The organism is Pseudomonas sp. H3_D04 (genome assembly GCF_054669175.1).
In genome coordinates, this window is sequence record NZ_CP162801.1 from 4131938 (window position 1) to 4147261 (window position 15324).

The 15324-nt window shown below is 52.2% G+C and carries 19 protein-coding genes and 2 pseudogenes; 4 read left to right on the forward strand and 17 right to left on the reverse strand.

Features of this window, described 5'->3' with window-relative positions:
• Window positions 1–56: 56 nt before the first annotated feature.
• The 15 genes and pseudogenes from AB4N91_RS18990 to AB4N91_RS19060 all read right to left on the reverse strand — a co-directional run.
• The gene (locus tag AB4N91_RS18990; protein WP_154913954.1) at window positions 57–614 is read right to left on the reverse strand and encodes a hypothetical protein; all 558 of its coding nucleotides are present in this window, start codon (window positions 612–614) and stop codon (window positions 57–59) included.
• Between the two features lie 362 nt (window positions 615–976).
• A complete protein-coding gene (locus AB4N91_RS18995) occupies window positions 977–1213 on the reverse strand; it encodes a hypothetical protein (protein ID WP_102594242.1) in 237 nt (78 codons plus the stop codon).
• A gap of 87 nt (window positions 1214–1300) precedes the next feature.
• Window positions 1301–1873, reverse strand: a pseudogene (locus AB4N91_RS19000) (hypothetical protein); the annotation flags it as partial.
• Between the two features lie 316 nt (window positions 1874–2189).
• Window positions 2190–2477, reverse strand: coding sequence for a barstar family protein (locus tag AB4N91_RS19005; protein ID WP_102594259.1), 288 nt, complete (start codon window positions 2475–2477; stop codon window positions 2190–2192).
• Between the two features lie 10 nt (window positions 2478–2487).
• A complete protein-coding gene (locus AB4N91_RS19010) occupies window positions 2488–2850 on the reverse strand; it encodes a ribonuclease domain-containing protein (protein ID WP_102594240.1) in 363 nt (120 codons plus the stop codon).
• Between the two features lie 79 nt (window positions 2851–2929).
• On the reverse strand, window positions 2930–3283 hold the full coding sequence (locus AB4N91_RS19015; RefSeq protein ID WP_102594239.1) for a DUF596 domain-containing protein: 354 nt from the start codon (window positions 3281–3283) through the stop codon (window positions 2930–2932).
• Window positions 3284–3868: 585 nt separating this feature from the next.
• A complete protein-coding gene (locus AB4N91_RS19020; protein ID WP_154913956.1) occupies window positions 3869–4276 on the reverse strand; it encodes a hypothetical protein in 408 nt (135 codons plus the stop codon).
• An 8-nt stretch (window positions 4277–4284) separates the two neighbouring features.
• Entirely contained in the window at window positions 4285–4563 is a 279-nt protein-coding gene (locus AB4N91_RS19025) for a hypothetical protein (protein ID WP_154913958.1), read from the reverse strand.
• Between the two features lie 186 nt (window positions 4564–4749).
• Complete coding sequence (gene imm40, locus AB4N91_RS19030; RefSeq protein WP_154913960.1) at window positions 4750–5079, reverse strand: Imm40 family immunity protein; 330 nt, start codon at window positions 5077–5079, stop codon at window positions 4750–4752.
• A 3-nt stretch (window positions 5080–5082) separates the two neighbouring features.
• Window positions 5083–5529 (reverse strand): hypothetical protein, encoded by a 447-nt coding sequence (locus tag AB4N91_RS19035; protein WP_222935827.1) that lies wholly within the window; start codon window positions 5527–5529, stop codon window positions 5083–5085.
• Window positions 5530–5919: 390 nt separating this feature from the next.
• A complete protein-coding gene (locus tag AB4N91_RS19040) occupies window positions 5920–6270 on the reverse strand; it encodes a hypothetical protein (RefSeq protein ID WP_102594238.1) in 351 nt (116 codons plus the stop codon).
• A gap of 230 nt (window positions 6271–6500) precedes the next feature.
• Window positions 6501–6926, reverse strand: a complete 426-nt coding sequence (locus AB4N91_RS19045; RefSeq protein WP_146020190.1) for a hypothetical protein — start codon at window positions 6924–6926, stop codon at window positions 6501–6503.
• Between the two features lie 354 nt (window positions 6927–7280).
• On the reverse strand, window positions 7281–7589 hold the full coding sequence (locus tag AB4N91_RS19050) for a hypothetical protein (protein WP_102594237.1): 309 nt from the start codon (window positions 7587–7589) through the stop codon (window positions 7281–7283).
• 211 nt (window positions 7590–7800) lie between these two features.
• Window positions 7801–8043, reverse strand: a complete 243-nt coding sequence (locus tag AB4N91_RS19055) for a hypothetical protein (RefSeq protein WP_102594236.1) — start codon at window positions 8041–8043, stop codon at window positions 7801–7803.
• Between the two features lie 309 nt (window positions 8044–8352).
• Window positions 8353–9204, reverse strand: a pseudogene (locus AB4N91_RS19060) (ShlB/FhaC/HecB family hemolysin secretion/activation protein); the annotation flags it as partial.
• A 201-nt stretch (window positions 9205–9405) separates the two neighbouring features.
• Between AB4N91_RS19060 and AB4N91_RS19065 the strand changes: the two are divergent.
• From AB4N91_RS19065 to AB4N91_RS19075, 3 genes are all read left to right on the forward strand, one after another.
• Entirely contained in the window at window positions 9406–9681 is a 276-nt protein-coding gene (locus AB4N91_RS19065) for a hypothetical protein (protein ID WP_010462036.1), read from the forward strand.
• 259 nt (window positions 9682–9940) lie between these two features.
• Window positions 9941–10525: a papain-like cysteine protease family protein gene (locus tag AB4N91_RS19070; protein ID WP_010462038.1), complete on the forward strand. Its 585-nt coding sequence runs from the start codon at window positions 9941–9943 to the stop codon at window positions 10523–10525.
• A 12-nt stretch (window positions 10526–10537) separates the two neighbouring features.
• Entirely contained in the window at window positions 10538–11137 is a 600-nt protein-coding gene (locus AB4N91_RS19075; protein ID WP_145308088.1) for a hypothetical protein, read from the forward strand.
• Window positions 11138–11368: 231 nt separating this feature from the next.
• Here AB4N91_RS19075 and AB4N91_RS19080 read toward each other — a convergent pair whose 3' ends face one another.
• Window positions 11369–12715: a DEAD/DEAH box helicase gene (locus AB4N91_RS19080; RefSeq protein ID WP_008153197.1), complete on the reverse strand. Its 1347-nt coding sequence runs from the start codon at window positions 12713–12715 to the stop codon at window positions 11369–11371.
• 193 nt (window positions 12716–12908) lie between these two features.
• On the opposite strand from AB4N91_RS19080, the gene AB4N91_RS19085 reads away from it, so the two are divergent.
• Window positions 12909–14207, forward strand: coding sequence for a mechanosensitive ion channel family protein (locus AB4N91_RS19085; protein ID WP_102594235.1), 1299 nt, complete (start codon window positions 12909–12911; stop codon window positions 14205–14207).
• Window positions 14208–14247: 40 nt separating this feature from the next.
• On the opposite strand, the gene AB4N91_RS19090 is transcribed toward AB4N91_RS19085, so the two are convergent.
• Window positions 14248–15111 carry a carboxylate/amino acid/amine transporter gene (locus AB4N91_RS19090; protein ID WP_010462042.1) on the reverse strand — a complete coding sequence of 288 codons (864 nt, stop codon included), beginning with the start codon at window positions 15109–15111 and terminating at the stop codon, window positions 14248–14250.
• Between the last annotated feature and the right edge of the window lie 213 nt (window positions 15112–15324).

A 15324-nucleotide genomic window follows, 5' to 3' on the forward strand; every position in this document is an offset into this window, starting at 1 on the left:
CTGAATGAAAACCTTTTGGGTCGCCCGTTTTATGTAGCGAGCAATAGATATCCTTTTCACACAGCCGGTGCACTCATCACGGGAACACGCTGCTGAGGCAGGGTCACATCGTAAACATGCTGTTCACAGCCCTGCCCGACAAACTGGAACTCCACCAAATAGACCTTACTTCGCTCTGGCGTAAAAGTGTTCTTCAGCGGGCCGCAACTATAATTGCCGCCGGCGCCCCTGCCATTCGAATATCCCGACACCTCAAAAGGCTTGTCGGCATCAGCCTGTACTTCCAACTGCGGGAAGCGTTTAACCGTGGCGCTATTGGCTACTTCGTTAAGTTTGGCGATCCAGCCGAACACCTTGCCCTGGCCGGAATCCACCACGGTCCCTAGCACTTCCATTCTCTGGTCAGTGTCGGCTGCACGGCGGACCGAAAACTCGACTGGAAATGTGTTGCCCGACGCTTTCATGATGACCTTGGCGTGCTGCGCATCGACAGCTACCGTGTTTTGGTGCAACTGGATTCCGTCCTTCAACAGACTGGGGGACGAGTCTCTGACGTTGGAATGGCAGCCTGACAATGTGGAAATCAGGGTCAGCAGCAATGCGGTTTTGTTCACGTAGAATGTCCTTTTATTTCCATTAAATATCGAGTGTGAGCATACAAGATTCCAATATGCGTCCATTTTGGTGCTTATCACTCTTCATCCAAAAAATCCCCTGACGGAGCATATTCATCATTTTCTAATATTGAGCAACAACCCAATCCACCCATTTTATTGCATGCCCGAACAAGTAAATCGCTCCGCCTTACCGCTACAAATAGCCTGCCTACTTCAACATCGCTAACAGCTCAGCGTTTAGTGATTCGTCACTTATTCCTTCAGTTTTTTCTGCCTCCCGCCAATGCCAGATAAGGCGCAGGGCCAAGCTATCCAACTCGACAAACTGAAAAGAACGTCCATTTTTTGTTTCCAAATCCTCAGGAAGTCCATTGCGTTTTATCAGGGAAGCTTCCATTTTTCCAAAGGCGGGCCAACTTCATACCCGCTCTTTTCGACCATACCCCATTAACATCCAGAGGACATTCTCTCAACACGCGAATAGCTTCACCATTTTTCTCTAGCTGTATCAACCCAACTTCCAAATTCCGGCCGAACGTGCACACAACATACTCTTCAGTTTCTGCGACCTTATCCATCTCTATATAAAATGCCATACAACCCTTCTCAGTTACCTAATGGACTTGGGTATCTAATCTGGGGACAAAAGGGGACAGATTTATTTTCTGGTCTGCTCATCGGGTGCCAGAAAAAATAAATCCGTCCCCTTTTCTCACTCTGCCGGCGCGAACCAACATTTCACCGTTGGAAGTGATACGGCCCGAATTGCCGAGTTGTCCACCAACTTTGACCGTCGAGTAGGTACCACTGGCGATACTGCCAGCGGCACCAATGTTCAGTTGCGCTGCTGTCAGAGAAAGACCACCCAGACTCGACATCCGCCCGTTGCCGCTGTAACTGCCGCCCAACTGCATATCCACGACACCATCGCTGGCGATCAGGCCATCGTTGGTCCAGTTACCGCCACGCGCTTGCAAGTAGTCAGAAGCCAGCAGCTGACCGCTGGCGGTCTGACTGAAATTACCGACATTAACGTTCAAGCACCCGGCCTGGATGACGCTGGAGTTGGTCCAGCTATCGGCATTCAGATCCAGCGTGCCGCCGGTGATGATGCTGCCCCCAGCACCAATGACGTTGGCGGTGGAGATATCAAACCGACCAAGACCGACGTGATTGAGTTGACCACCGGCATTCAGAAAGCTGCCAACGGCCAAGTTCAGGTCGGTGTTGGCGGTCTCGAGCACGCCATTACGACTAAAGGGGACAGATTTATTTTCCGGTCACACAGCTGTCTAGTCCTGAAACGGGTGTAAACCTATTTCAGGAAGGGACAAAATAGACAAATAGACAAATAGACAAATAGATCTGTCCTCTTTTCTATTTCATTTTTTGCTTTTAGCTCAACTGGTTAGCTGCTAAGTAAGTGCCATTCAGGACAGATTTATTTTCTGACTTCTTCATCGATAGCCGAACAAATAATTCCGTCCTCTTACGGTACAATGTCTACACCCCGCTGAGCTGGCTTAAGACCCCAGACTTCTGAAAGACTCGTTGTGAGATCTTTTGCACAAACTAATCAAGTTCGTACGTAAATTTATCCCTCCACCCGAAACCTTCATCCTGCTGCTTGACCCGTTCCAAGACTTCTACGATTTCCACAAAAGAAGTACCCAAATTCATCTTAGATACTTGAGCACTCCTCCACACCAAGACCACGGGTCTCTCCACGCCTGCACTGAGCAAGTCCCATAATGCGTCTCGATTGAAACCATAAAACTCCTGCACACCTAGTGCTGTCGCCAATTGCTGATGAAAGTCCATTTCACTCATTATTTTTTCACCACAAATTACAACATCCACGAACGCCACCTCACTTCCAACTCCCAATAGGTGCCACAGTCTTATAGTGATCAGTCGTTATGTATAGTAGGCCATCACTGGAATATAACAACCTTGTTCCTGGCTGATTACTACGGGACATAGTACTAGTAAGCCCAACATCCGCCTCAAACCATGTCCTACCTGCAGATGACGGGAGAATGTTCGTACTGTTAGCAAAAACGTCACCACCCAACTGCCCACTTGGAACACTGTTGTTCAGTGCTTTTCCGGGCTGCCATCCTTGTTGAGCAGCCTGTGCCTTAGTAACGTAATTACTCGGAAGCTGCCCCGTCGTTCGCAGACTGTCGACAATGCTATTTGCTGCCTCCGTTGTCTTGAGATCTAGCTTCAATCCAGCATAGCTGGCGGCATTATGCGCTGCATTGTCTACAGCCTCACCTGTAGCTTTTGCACCAACTAACCTAGATAAATTATGTCCATATCTCCTGGCCAGCGGAGGTGAACCATACTACTCCAACCGGAACGGTAGTTAAAAACCAAAATCCAAAACCATCAAGTTCATCTTCCTCAGGGTGAACAGGCCACGCGAGTGCAATGATACTAATTTGCTCATCAATACTACCAGAGAGATAATTTCCATCTGACGCCAGCTTTAAATGCCCTTCGAGCATTAGACGCCTCAGTAATTCGAAAAAAATTTCCGCTCTTTCTTCATCACTTATTTTCAAGTGCGAAATTTCCACACTTAAGTGCTGCCAAATCGATCCAATTGATAGGCCGAAGGAGCTACTTAGAATAGCTGAGTACAAAAAATCTATATTCATTTAAATTTAATCTCGATTCGTTTTCCAGCATTAATAGACGGATTTATTACGTCTATGGTCCAAGTTGCGCCTGACTGTTGAGTTGAGTTCGAGAAATTCCTCAACGTAATTTTGCTACCTGCGTTAGCTCCAGAAGTAATCGTTGCAGCATAAACATCCCCTTTCCCGGGAATCGACTTTACGACTGGCATATATTCAGTTCCTGTCAACTGTCTAAAATAGCTCATTACATCTGATGTCGTAGTGCCAGAATAAACAGGCGCACCAACACTGAGATAAGGGTCAGCTTGGAGCGTCTTTCCTCCTATACTCAATTGAAAATCCTTTGGTTGAAGACTTGAATTATTGTACTGGACTAAAGGGGACAGATTTATTTTCCGGTCACACAGCTGTCTAGTCCTGAAACGGGTGTAAACCTATTTCAGGACGGGACAAGGTAGACAAATAGATCTGTCCCCTTTTCTAAAGTATCAGGCATCGCGGATTATGGGAACCAGCAGTAACAACCAAGCGAGCAGTTAAGAAGAAAGGCTAACGCAGATAAAACAACACCGGCGCAAGGCCGGTGTTGAGGATTAGTAATGATCAAGAAAACTCTATTTTGCAATCTGACAGAGGGATCGAGCGGCCATCGGAAATAACCAATTGATCACCTTTGATTTGGGCGAGTAACAGACCAAGGCCAATTGCCCCTGCCTCAATATCTTTTCTCCAACAGTCAAGATCACCATGATAGGAAATCGCATAAAAAAGAGGCCCCGAGGGCGGGGTGACTTTGCACCCGCGATCATTTACCCCTCCACGAACAGCATTCGGAGGCTCAGAAAAGCACGTAATGTTATTAAATTGTTTTCGGAATTTGTTTTTCCCATCGTCCGAAAAATAAACAACTTGCTGCCCATCCACAACCGTAACACCAGGTACATTTCGAGAGTTCGACTGCTCGATTTTTCCACCCAGAATTTTTTCTAACGTCTCCCGATCACTACTCATTTCACACCTCACTTTGTTGCCGGGGTAATTACAAACTTAAAGTTTGTGACGCCCGCATCGGTAAACACCTTCGAATAGTAACTAGCTAGTTCTGGGCTGTTCGTATGATAAATAGCACCGCCATCGAAACCAGAGGAGTATTTCTTCGCCTGATCTACCATTTTCGTCTGTTCAGCTACTGACCATGGCTTCGAGCCAGCCGGGCTTTCTGGGTTCCGAATAGAACTAGCCCAGTCATCGACAAATTTGGCTTCAATAGCTGTGGGTTTCCCGCCGATCACTGCCACTTATCAGCGACACCGTTGACACGTTGCCCATCGACAAGCGCCGTGTATTGACGTTCAGCAAATGGAGTATCCCCATACATCCCACGCACACCACTTTCGTAACTCTGCGCCTTGTCGATTGCCCGACTGCCACTCACAGCAATGGGATTGGTTGTTTCCAGCGCAGTGCCTGCGCCTTTTGCACCATCAAATTTTAGGCACTATCGCAAAGAGCCCCTCCGGCATTAAGTAGCTAAGAATATAACTCTTTGCCTTATCTGAACTGCGCTTAGAAAAAACAGAATCAGACTCATCGGGGCCTTGGTCGCAGTACCAACTATCGTACGTCTGCTCAGCTTTCTCGCCAACCAATTGATATACATCCCCTCCAAGAATAGCAACTCCGAAAGCCTCGAGTTCATAAATAGCATGTAAAGCGTCATCACGACCTAGGGCCCAGTTCCGCACCCCCAAATGGTCTAGATATATACCTCTACTTAGAATAGGATCAATTTGCTCCGACCATATAATACTCATAGATCACTCCGCCGAGGTCGGTTTGAACAGTCGATGATTGATTGACCCGTCCGACTCCTTTATGAACTCGAAAATGCCTTGTTTCCCACGATACTCACCTGGAATTTTCAGCATGTCTCTTACCACACCATCTCCCCCTGTGATCTTCGTCACCTGTCCGGCCCCTTGGAAAGTTGTGACACTTTCCGGGAATCCATGAAGATCGCCAGTCTTGATCTGACCTAACACTTTATCTGTGTATTTCGTACCTGCAAAGAAATCATCCGCTACCGCGCTTCCGCCTTTTGCACCACTACCAACCCCACCCCCCTTCAAAACCCCATTCACCCCTGAACCCGCAATGTTCAGAGCGCCCATCACTATGTTGCCGGCCGCAGCCCACGTGTCACCATTGTAGGCTTGCACCCCACCGTACACGATCTGAAGCGCTCCGCTTTCGGCAGCAACCAAGCGTATACCCAGCCCCAAGCTACCGCTCATTACGTACAGCGCGGGGGTGCCTACATCAGCAAGCGCCTGATAGTTCTGATTGATGCGCAGCGTGCCAACAAAAAAAGGGGACAGATTTATTTTCTGGCCTGCTCATCGGGTGCCAGAAAAATAAATCTGTCCCCTTTTCTAAGAAATAGAATTTTTTTTCGGTCTGCCCGGGCATCCCCGCCGAGCTCGTCGCCCAATCAAAGCTTCAATTTCGGCAGCAAATCGCGAACCGCCAAGTACAGATAGAAAATCGGAGAAAAACGGGGACAGACCACATTTAAATCGAAAGGAGCACTGCTCTTTCTTCAAGAAAAACGTGGACTACCCCTGTTTATCCCGCCTCCTTTTCTCTTCTAGCCCTTAATCCTCAAGAATGGACCAATCAATACAAAGATCTGGATAGACCCTTAAACGCAACGCCACCGTTGAACCGTTAAAACCTCCTTGCGCACAAAGAGCATTATCAGTACCCGTCGAAATCCATACTTCACTAATCCCTTCGGAAAGAAACTTTGTCACCACATTATCTTTAAACTTTAAAACGGTCTGAACCCATCCCTCAACGACGGAAAAAGAAAAAATCAACACGCCCTCTGAACCCACAGAGATTTCATAGGCGAAATGTCCTTTCTCTCCGTCAAAAAACGATGGTTCCGTACAAAAAAACTCAAACAACTCACTGGCGTCAGGATAGCTATTCAGATTACTCATTGTTTAGTCATGCCTTTCGGAATGGTAGTAATAAAACGTCTGGACCCATCAGGAAGCACTTCATAGGTTGAGAAAAACATCACCGCTTTATTACTCAAAAAAAGGGGACAGATTTATTTTCTGGCCTGCTCATCGGGTGCCAGAAAAATAAATCTGTCCCCTTTACTGTCCCCTTTACTTACGAGACCGGCTAATGGGCGTCCCCTTTTTCCTACACCCTAAGTCTTCACTTATGCAAAAGCAGTAACTCGCCCTTCTTTAAAGCTATACAACCCCTCTAGGACTCCAGAGAGACAGCCCAGATCAAAAAGAACTTCAGAAGAGAACGAAACAGGAAGAACCGAACGAACAACTTGCAATTCCGGAGAGTAATCAGACCAGTTCGGCTCGACCATTCCACTCCAGAAGCTAATACATCCGGCGCCCCCAACAAACACCACTGGCTTCAAATTTTCAACAGAAGAACTGTAGCTCCAGTAAATATAACCCGCATAGCTCGCACGCTCTTTAGTTTTAAACCACGCTCTGACGATTATTTGAAAACCGGCATCAATCGCTTCTTTGGAGTGCACAGGACGCACCGTTAGTTCATCCTTGACAGTTTCATCCATAGGAAAATACCAAACCCCATGCTTCTCAATATCCTGCGCAGTCAAATCGTATACTTGCTTATCGCACATAACTGACCTATTTAAGTAGATGCTTAAAAAAAAGGGGACAAAAAAAGGGGAAAGATTTATTTTCTGGCCTGCTCATCGGGTGCCAGAAAAATAAACCTGTCCCCTTTTCTTAGGAGAAAAAACATTAAGTATTTGGTGACAAGTGCGACATCTATTACGATTTTACTTCCCCAGAAGTCGTCGCCAAAAACCCGCTGTGAAAAAACGCTATAGATTTATTTTCTGGCCATCGCATAGCCAAACAAATAAATCCACCCCCTCACACTCCCCTTTACTCCAGATCGCCAAAGTGCGACACAGAAAACGTGGTCTGCCCCCGTTTATCCCTGTTCAATACTCAAAATCGGTAGACACCTCAAAATTGCGGTCAAACTTCATAACAAAGCAACGCCATCTACCGCCCGTATGCTTACACATAAGCTCGTTCAACTTCGAAACTAACGCCGAAACCTCCACCTCACACGAATCGGACAAAAAATCCGAATGCCGGACTCCATCTTTACAATATGAAAAACTGGACTCAACCCAACCCTCATCTAAATCCAGCTCAGCTTTATAAACAATTTCTTCACAGGCTTTCGGCGCCTCGTCATAAATGAGAGCGGCCAAGGAATTTAAAATACCTAACTGTTCTTTCATTACATTATCCGCCCTTCTGGTTTAGAAAGCGCTTGGTTTTCGCTTCACCGTCAATTGTGTACTTTACAACAATTGAGTCAGGTCTGGCAGAGCCGGTATCAGAGCGCTGAAACTGCACATGGTTTCTCGGGGACAGACCACGTTTAAGTTGAAGGAGCACTACCCCACTTTCAAGAAACACGTGGTCTGCCCCCATTTATCTGCTGTATCTCTATTCGAACTCTTTATTTTTTAATTCAGCCATTAGAAAAACTTGGGCGCGGGCAGATAACTCATGCCATAGAGAAATGCTTAGCACCACATTTTTTTTGTTAGGGTAAAAGGTAAATTCAATGACTTCTTTCTCAGAAATCCCAATATCCATAAAAGGCTCTCTTTCGCCTTTAAAATAAACACACAAGTAAGGAAAAAAACTATTTATATCCCCTACTTTCTCAAATTCTAGCTGTTTCATCAGTTCTTGACTCCACGGAAGCCGATAAATTTTCCATCCATTCCCCAACTCGCCGCCCTGCCGTTTGGCAATGTGTAGGTCACCCAACCAGCTGGATACCTCCCACTTACACCAGTGATTTTGACCCCGCCTCGTAGAACATCTCTAATCGAATTTTCTGCAAGTTCATTCAATTGAGCATCACTCTTGTAAACCTTGCGCAGTGCTGCCGTATCCTCAAAGCCAAAATACTCCGGATGCTTTGTAACCGCCCGGCCGGCGTTGGAAATAACCTGACCTGCCTTGAATGGCTGCATCGTGGCATTTATCGTTGTAATTGAGCAGCGCGTTGTTGGAGGTGTGCTGGTGATCGGTCATCGCATCGTGACCGCCGCGCAGATTCAACTGATCGGCCAGGCCCAGCGGACTGTCCCAATCAAACGTGGTGCCCCACTGCTGCTCACCAGTGCTGCGCTGGCCGTCGTTGCTGCGCGACAAACCGGCACGCCACGGCTTCTGTGGAGTGTTCTTGACCAGCACTTCGCTGCCGCCGACGTTCTTGCCCGGCGCCAATTCCATCTGCGCCTGATTCGATGGCAAACGGTTGAGCTGATCGACCAGTTGCTCGATTTCTCGCAGATTGACCAGCTCGCCGGACTTGCCGGGAAAAGCCATGCCCAGTTCGCGGTCCGACAGCTTACTGCCGTCGGCACCTTTCAACCCTTCGAGCCTGCCTTCGACCACCAACACCTTCAGATGCCCGCCGGACAAATCCTGCTGCGGCAAGTAGGCGCGGCTGGTGACCAGGCCTTTCTCGATGTAGTGGTCGGTGATGACTTTCAGCAGTTCGTTGAGCTGCGTGACGCCCAGGCATTGGCCGATGTAAGGCTTGAGCAGGCGATTTTTATCGCTGTCCGAAAGACTGTCGGCGCCTTTGAGCTCTATGTCCTTGATCGGAAAGCAACGGGTATCGGCGGGCGCCGTCGGGGCGGCGGGTTTGACTTCTTTGCCGGGTAATTCCTTGAGCTCTTCGAGACGCCGACGCTGCTCTTCGAGCAGGCGGTCCTGGCGTTCACGGATGAGGTCGGTTTCCCCGGGAGTCGGGGCGGCATGAGCAAGATTCAACGGAGAAAGGCACAGCAAAGCCAGGCACAACCTCGCCACGAGGGCGGGTGGGTACATGTTCGATCCCTCGAAATGGAGACTGATAGCACAATAGTGGCGCGATACTAGAGTGCCATCATTCTGACGTCAATTCTTGGATCCAGAGGAAATAAAAAATCGACGAACGGTAACGTCTACCCGACTAAAGGATGATGAGTGAACTTTCATAGTCCAACAGCCTCAACCGTTTAACCGCCCGAAACGGAACCGAGGCTCACAATGAAAACCCTGCTGAAACTCACCCTCGTCACCACTCTCGCCTGCGCCCTCCCTGCCTGGGCCTGCACTCCCGAAGAAGCCACAGCCAAGCGCGAACAACTGGCCAAGGAAGTGACCAAACTCACCGAGCAGAACCCGGCCAAGGCCAAAGAAATTAACGCCGAGCTGCAGAAGATGGATTTGGGCACCGCCAGCGCGGATCTTCCCGACAAATGCCAGCTGATTGATCAGCGGCTGAAAGAGCTGAAGACGGCGGACAAAAAGGCCGAGAGCTGAAACCAGGGATTGCAGCCTTCGGTCACTCCTACGCAAAAATGACGCTTCTTCCGGCGCTGCCAAAGGCGCCGTCCTTTCGATCCGGAATTTGCACTAGTGCATTTAATTATTTGCACAGACGCATATATCTGCCTAAGGTTACCCCGAGCCCGGATCGGAGCCGGCCATCCAACATGGCAAACCGCATACGCCGATCGCTCAGCCACACCGCTACATACCCACTAGCTGGACGCTAGTTTTCACTCATGGAGGATTGAAAATGTTAACCACTGAAGCCACGTCATTCACCGGCGAAACCCTGCCAAGGTGCCTGACCGGTCATCTGCTCAACCCGCAACTGTCCGATGTCGAATCGGCTGCCCCCCTCAGCGCACTGGCTGCTGCCAGCCTCAACTTCACAATGCAGAAGCAAACCCAGACCAACTGGTGCTGGGCGGCGGTTTCCGCCTCGGTCGGCAACTATTACGGCACCGGGTCCTGGACCCAATGCGGCGTGGCCACCACTGCGCTGGACCGCAACTGCTGTAATCAACCGGGGCCGTGTAACGTGTATGGCTATCTGGATACAGCCCTGAGAATCACCCGCAGTTTCAACGGCATGAATCAGGGTTCGCTGCAGATGTCGGCCATCCAGAATCAGATCAACATGGGCCGACCGATCGGTTTGCGCTGTGCCTGGTTCGGTGGCGGTGCGCACTTCCTGACGATCTATGGCACCAACGGCAACTACGTGCTGGTCGCAGACTCGATCTACGGCTACTCGACCCGAGCGTTGAACTCCTTCCCCGGTTCTTACAACGGCGGCGGCAACTGGACCAACACTTACTTCACCGTTAAAAACTAGGAGGGCGACATCATGCAACTGACTTATCCAAAGGCGCCTTCCAACGGCGTACAGACATTGCGTCCGGCGCTGCAAGCCGCCCTGCAAACCCAAGGCTTCGGCGTCAATCGCCAGTTTGCCAACGCCACGCCCGGCAACATCAGCCTGAGCGAGGCCTACCGTGGTTACTCGCTCAGCCTGGAGGACGTGAGCCAAGGCAAAGGCCTGAAAGACGCCAAAGTCGGCGATTGGCATTACTTGGTGTTTTCCAATGGCGTGACGATTGCCGATGCTCAATTGGCCGACGTCCGCGGCCATGTCGAGTTCGCCTCGCTGAACCACGGGGCCATCGCCGCTGCGACGGTCGGGGCGTTGAAACTGGCGGAACAGTCGCCGCAACTGCAGGGTAAAACCGTTGAGCTGCGGGTGCTGTTTGTTTCGGCGCTGCACTTGGTGGCGATCTGGCTGCATGCCGACACTGAAGACGTGCTGATCCCGATTGAGCCGACGCCAAAGGAACTGGCGGTCACACGGTTGTACGGCGAGGCCGAGCTGCTCACGCTACTCAAACCGAAGGCTGATCAAGCCAAACAACGCTTTGATGCGGACACCAGTGGGCTGTTGGGGAGCTGACAAACGCTGGAGATAAAAAAACCCGGACACTTGTCCGGGTTTTTATTGGATCGCTACGGCTAAAACCAGTCAGTCAGAAGCAACACGGATCCTGTGGCGAGGGAGCTTGCTCCCGCTGGACTGCGCAGCAGTCCCTTCTTTTCAGGGCCGCTTCGCGCCTCAGCGGGAGCAAGCTCCCTCGCCACAAGGTTTTGTGTTCGCCATACCTACCCTAACTGACCTGACAACGCCTTATTCAGCAGCCGGTGCTTCCGGCTTGCGGCGCTTGAGCGGCGCCATGCCGTCCTTGCTGACCAGCGACAGGGCGTCGGTCTTCGGGCGGTTGGCGATCTTGCGCTTGGTCGGGGCCTTGGCGCCGGTTTTCTTCTTGTCGCCCTTGGCGTCGACCTTTTTCTTCTTCACGCCAACGGCTTTGCCCGAGGCCTTGACCTTTTTCGGTCCGCCGTAGGTGCCTTTGACTTCCTTGATGGTGCGGCGCTCGAAGCTCTGCTTGAGGTAGCGCTCGACGCTCGACATCAGGTTCCAGTCGCCGTGGCAGATCAGCGAGATGGCCAGGCCATCGTTGCCGGCGCGGCCGGTACGACCGATACGGTGAACGTATTCGTCGCCGCTGCGCGGCATGTCGAAGTTGATCACCAGGTCCAGGCCTTCCACGTCGAGGCCGCGAGCGGCGACGTCGGTGGCGACGAGGATTTTCACACCGCCCTGCTTCAGGCGGTCGATGGCCAGCTTGCGGTCTTTCTGGTCTTTGTCACCGTGCAGCACGAACGCTTTGTATTCCTGCGCCACCAGGCGGCCGTAGATGCGGTCAGCCATGGCCCGGGTGTTGGTGAACACGATAGCCTTCTGATAGGTCTCGTTGGCCAGCAGCCAGTTGACGATCTGTTCTTTGTGCTGGTTGTGGTCAGCGGTGATGATCTGCTGACGGGTGGTCGCGTTCAGATCGCTGACGTTGTTCAGCTGCAAGTGTTCCGGGTTGTTCAGGACCTTGGCGACCATCTCGCGCAAGCCCGAACCGCCGGTGGTGGCGGAGAACAGCATGGTCTGCTGACGGTTGGTGCATTCTTCCACCAGACGCTGCACGTCTTCGGCAAAGCCCATGTCGAGCATGCGGTCGGCTTCGTCGAGGACCAGCACTTCAACTTCTTTCAAGTCGAGGTTGCCGGCGTTCAGTTGCTCGATCATCCGGCCCGGCGTACCGATCAGGATGTCCGGCACTTTGCGCAGCATGGCGGCCTGGACCTTGAAGTCTTCACCACCGGTGATCAAACCGGACTTGATGAACGTGAACTGCGCGAAGCGCTCGACTTCCTTGATGGTCTGCTGGGCCAGCTCGCGGGTCGGCAACAGGATCAGGGTCTTGATGCTGACGCGGACTTTGGCCGGGCCGATCAGACGGTTGAGGATCGGCAAAACGAATGCAGCGGTCTTGCCGCTACCGGTTTGCGCTGTCACCCGCAGGTCACGCCCTTGGAGCGCCAGCGGAATAGCCGCTGCTTGCACAGGCGTTGGCTCGACAAATTTAAGCTCGGCCACGGCTTTGAGCAGGCGTTCGTGCAGGGCGAATTGGGAAAACACGGGTGCTACCTCGAAGAAATACAAAAAAACAGCTGCATAGGGTAACGGTTTCGAGCGCCGAGGCCGAGTTTCTTTATGCAAACGGCGGTAAACAGTGGCTTTTTTGTTGCCTGATTTGTCTCAAAACGTCATGCAAAGCGTCTTAGATGCTCTAATCGCCCCGTCGCGTCCTACAGAAGAACCGGTTTTACCCATGGATATCAAACAGCTCTGGCTCAACGCCCAAGACCTCTGGGGTGCCCTCGATCAGCACCCGCTCCTGCATTCCAGCCTGGCACTGATCCTGCTGCTGGTGGTGGCGCTGGTCCTCGGACGAGTGGCGCGCTACCTCATTATTCATGCGACCAAAATGCTTGGCCGGCAACCGGCCTTGCACTGGGTCAACGACTTTCGGCATAACAAGGTCTTTCATCGCCTGGCACAGATGACGCCGTCGCTGGTGATCCAGTTCGGCCTGCACCTGGTGCCGGGGCTGAGCAAGACCAGCCTGATATTCCTCGGTAACGTCGCGCTGGCGTTCACCATTCTGTTCCTGATGCTGTCGGTCAGCGCCCTGCTCAGTGCCCTGCTGGACATCTACGCGCGCACCGAACATGCCCGTACCCGGTCGATCAAAGGCTACGTGCAACTGACGAAAATGGTCCTGTACGTGTTTGGCGCGATCATCATCGTCGCCACGCTGATCGACCGTTCGCCCCTGTTGCTGCTGTCCGGCCTGGGCGCCATGTCGGCAGTGATTCTGTTGGTCTACAAGGACACGCTGCTGTCGTTCGTCGCCAGCGTGCAACTGACCAGCAACGACATGCTGCGGGTCGGCGACTGGATCGAGATGCCGCAAGTCGGTGCCGACGGTGACGTGGTGGATATCACGCTGCACACGGTGAAAGTGCAGAACTTCGACAAGACCATCGTTTCGATACCGACCTGGCGCCTGATGTCCGAGTCGTTCAAGAACTGGCGCGGCATGCAGCAGTCCGGCGGACGACGGATCAAGCGCAGCCTGTTCATCGATGCCAGCGGCGTGCGATTCATCCGTGATGACGAAGAGTTGAAACTGAGCCAGGTGCATCTGCTCACCGACTACATCGGCCGCAAACAGGCGGAGCTCAAGGCCTGGAACGAGGCGCAGGGCAATGTCGCAGCGATGTCGGCCAACCGTCGGCGGATGACCAACATCGGGACGTTCCGCGCCTATGCGCTGGCCTATCTGAAGAGTCATCCGGAGGTCCAGCCGAGCATGACCTGCATGGTCCGCCAGATGCAAACCACCGCGCAGGGTATTCCGCTGGAAATCTACTGTTTCACCCGCACTACGGCGTGGGCGGATTACGAGCGGATTCAGGGGGATATTTTCGATTACCTGCTGGCGGTGCTGCCGGAGTTCGGATTGAGCCTGTATCAGCAGCCGAGTGGTGGGGACTTGCGGAGCGGGTTACTTCCGGCGGTTTTAGGCGCGGGCCATATACCCGAGCCCGAAAAACACATCATGTAGCCCACCGAACTGATCGCTCCCACGCTCCGCGTGGGAATGATCATGCGATAGCTGGCCTGCGTACACCCAACCGACTGATCCACACCGCCATCAAAATCACCGATCCACCAAAGAACAACCGCCCCAGCTCTTCATGCTGATTCCAGATCAACAGATTGATCAGCAACCCCACCGGCACATGCAGGTTGTTCATCACCGCCAATGTTCCACCGTTCACCATACAGGCGCCCTTGTTCCACCAGTACAACCCCAACGCGGTCGAGACCAGGCCGAGGAACACCAGCACACCCCATTGCAGCGGCGCCTCCGGCAGGAAATTCTGTTTGCCGAACATCAGGAATGCCGGTAATGCCACCGCCAGCGCGCCCAGGTAAAAGTAGCCGAAGCGTCGGTAATGCGGCAGATCGCTCGGATGGCGCGCCACCAGATGTTTATAAAGCACTTGCCCGGCGGCGTAGGTGAAGTTGGCCAGTTGCAGCAGCAGGAAGCCCATGAAGAAATCCGGGTTGATCCGGTCGTAACGAATCACCGCCGCACCGAGCACCGCCACCAGTGCGGCCACCAGCGCCCACGGATTGAAGCGCCGATTCAAGGCATCTTCGATCAGGGTCACGTGCAGCGGCGTGAGGATGGTGAACAGCAACACTTCCGGCACGGTCAGCACCCGGAAGCTCAGGTACAGGCAGACGTAGGTCACGCCGAACTGCAACGCGCCGATCAACAGCATGCCGCGCATGAACGCCGGCTCGACCGAACGCCAGCGCGTCAACGGGATAAATACCAGCCCGGCCAACAAAACCCGCACCAGCACCGCGAAGTAACTGTCGACATGACCGGCCAGGTATTCGCCGATCAGACTGAAGGAAAACGCCTGGATCAGCGTGACAAAAAGTAGATAGCCCATGCTCGCCTCGTTTCGAATGGCGGCGACGATAGCGGGTTTTGCAGGCGATCACGAGAACACATCGATTCCTGTAGGAGCGAAGCTTGCTCGCGAAGACGCTGTGTCAGCCGCTATCTATGTTGGATCTGACACCGTCTTCGCGAGCAAGCTTCGCTCCAGGTTCGTGTTCAACCCCAAAAATCCCAGGCAAAAAAAAGCCCGATCTCGCTAAAG

Coding starts and splice junctions, on each gene's coding strand:
- AB4N91_RS19065 (WP_010462036.1), top strand. CDS start 9,406: ATGAAAACCCTGCTGAAACTCACCCTCGTCACCACTCTCGCCTGCGCC.
- AB4N91_RS18995 (WP_102594242.1), bottom strand. CDS start 1,213: ATGGCATTTTATATAGAGATGGATAAGGTCGCAGAAACTGAAGAGTAT.
- AB4N91_RS19075 (WP_145308088.1), top strand. CDS start 10,538: ATGCAACTGACTTATCCAAAGGCGCCTTCCAACGGCGTACAGACATTG.
- AB4N91_RS19070 (WP_010462038.1), top strand. CDS start 9,941: ATGTTAACCACTGAAGCCACGTCATTCACCGGCGAAACCCTGCCAAGG.
- AB4N91_RS19050 (WP_102594237.1), bottom strand. CDS start 7,589: ATGAAAGAACAGTTAGGTATTTTAAATTCCTTGGCCGCTCTCATTTAT.
- AB4N91_RS19020 (WP_154913956.1), bottom strand. CDS start 4,276: ATGAGTAGTGATCGGGAGACGTTAGAAAAAATTCTGGGTGGAAAAATC.
- AB4N91_RS19090 (WP_010462042.1), bottom strand. CDS start 15,111: ATGGGCTATCTACTTTTTGTCACGCTGATCCAGGCGTTTTCCTTCAGT.
- AB4N91_RS19085 (WP_102594235.1), top strand. CDS start 12,909: ATGGATATCAAACAGCTCTGGCTCAACGCCCAAGACCTCTGGGGTGCC.
- AB4N91_RS19055 (WP_102594236.1), bottom strand. CDS start 8,043: ATGAAACAGCTAGAATTTGAGAAAGTAGGGGATATAAATAGTTTTTTT.
- AB4N91_RS19040 (WP_102594238.1), bottom strand. CDS start 6,270: ATGAGTAATCTGAATAGCTATCCTGACGCCAGTGAGTTGTTTGAGTTT.
- AB4N91_RS19015 (WP_102594239.1), bottom strand. CDS start 3,283: ATGAATATAGATTTTTTGTACTCAGCTATTCTAAGTAGCTCCTTCGGC.
- imm40 (WP_154913960.1), bottom strand. CDS start 5,079: ATGAGTATTATATGGTCGGAGCAAATTGATCCTATTCTAAGTAGAGGT.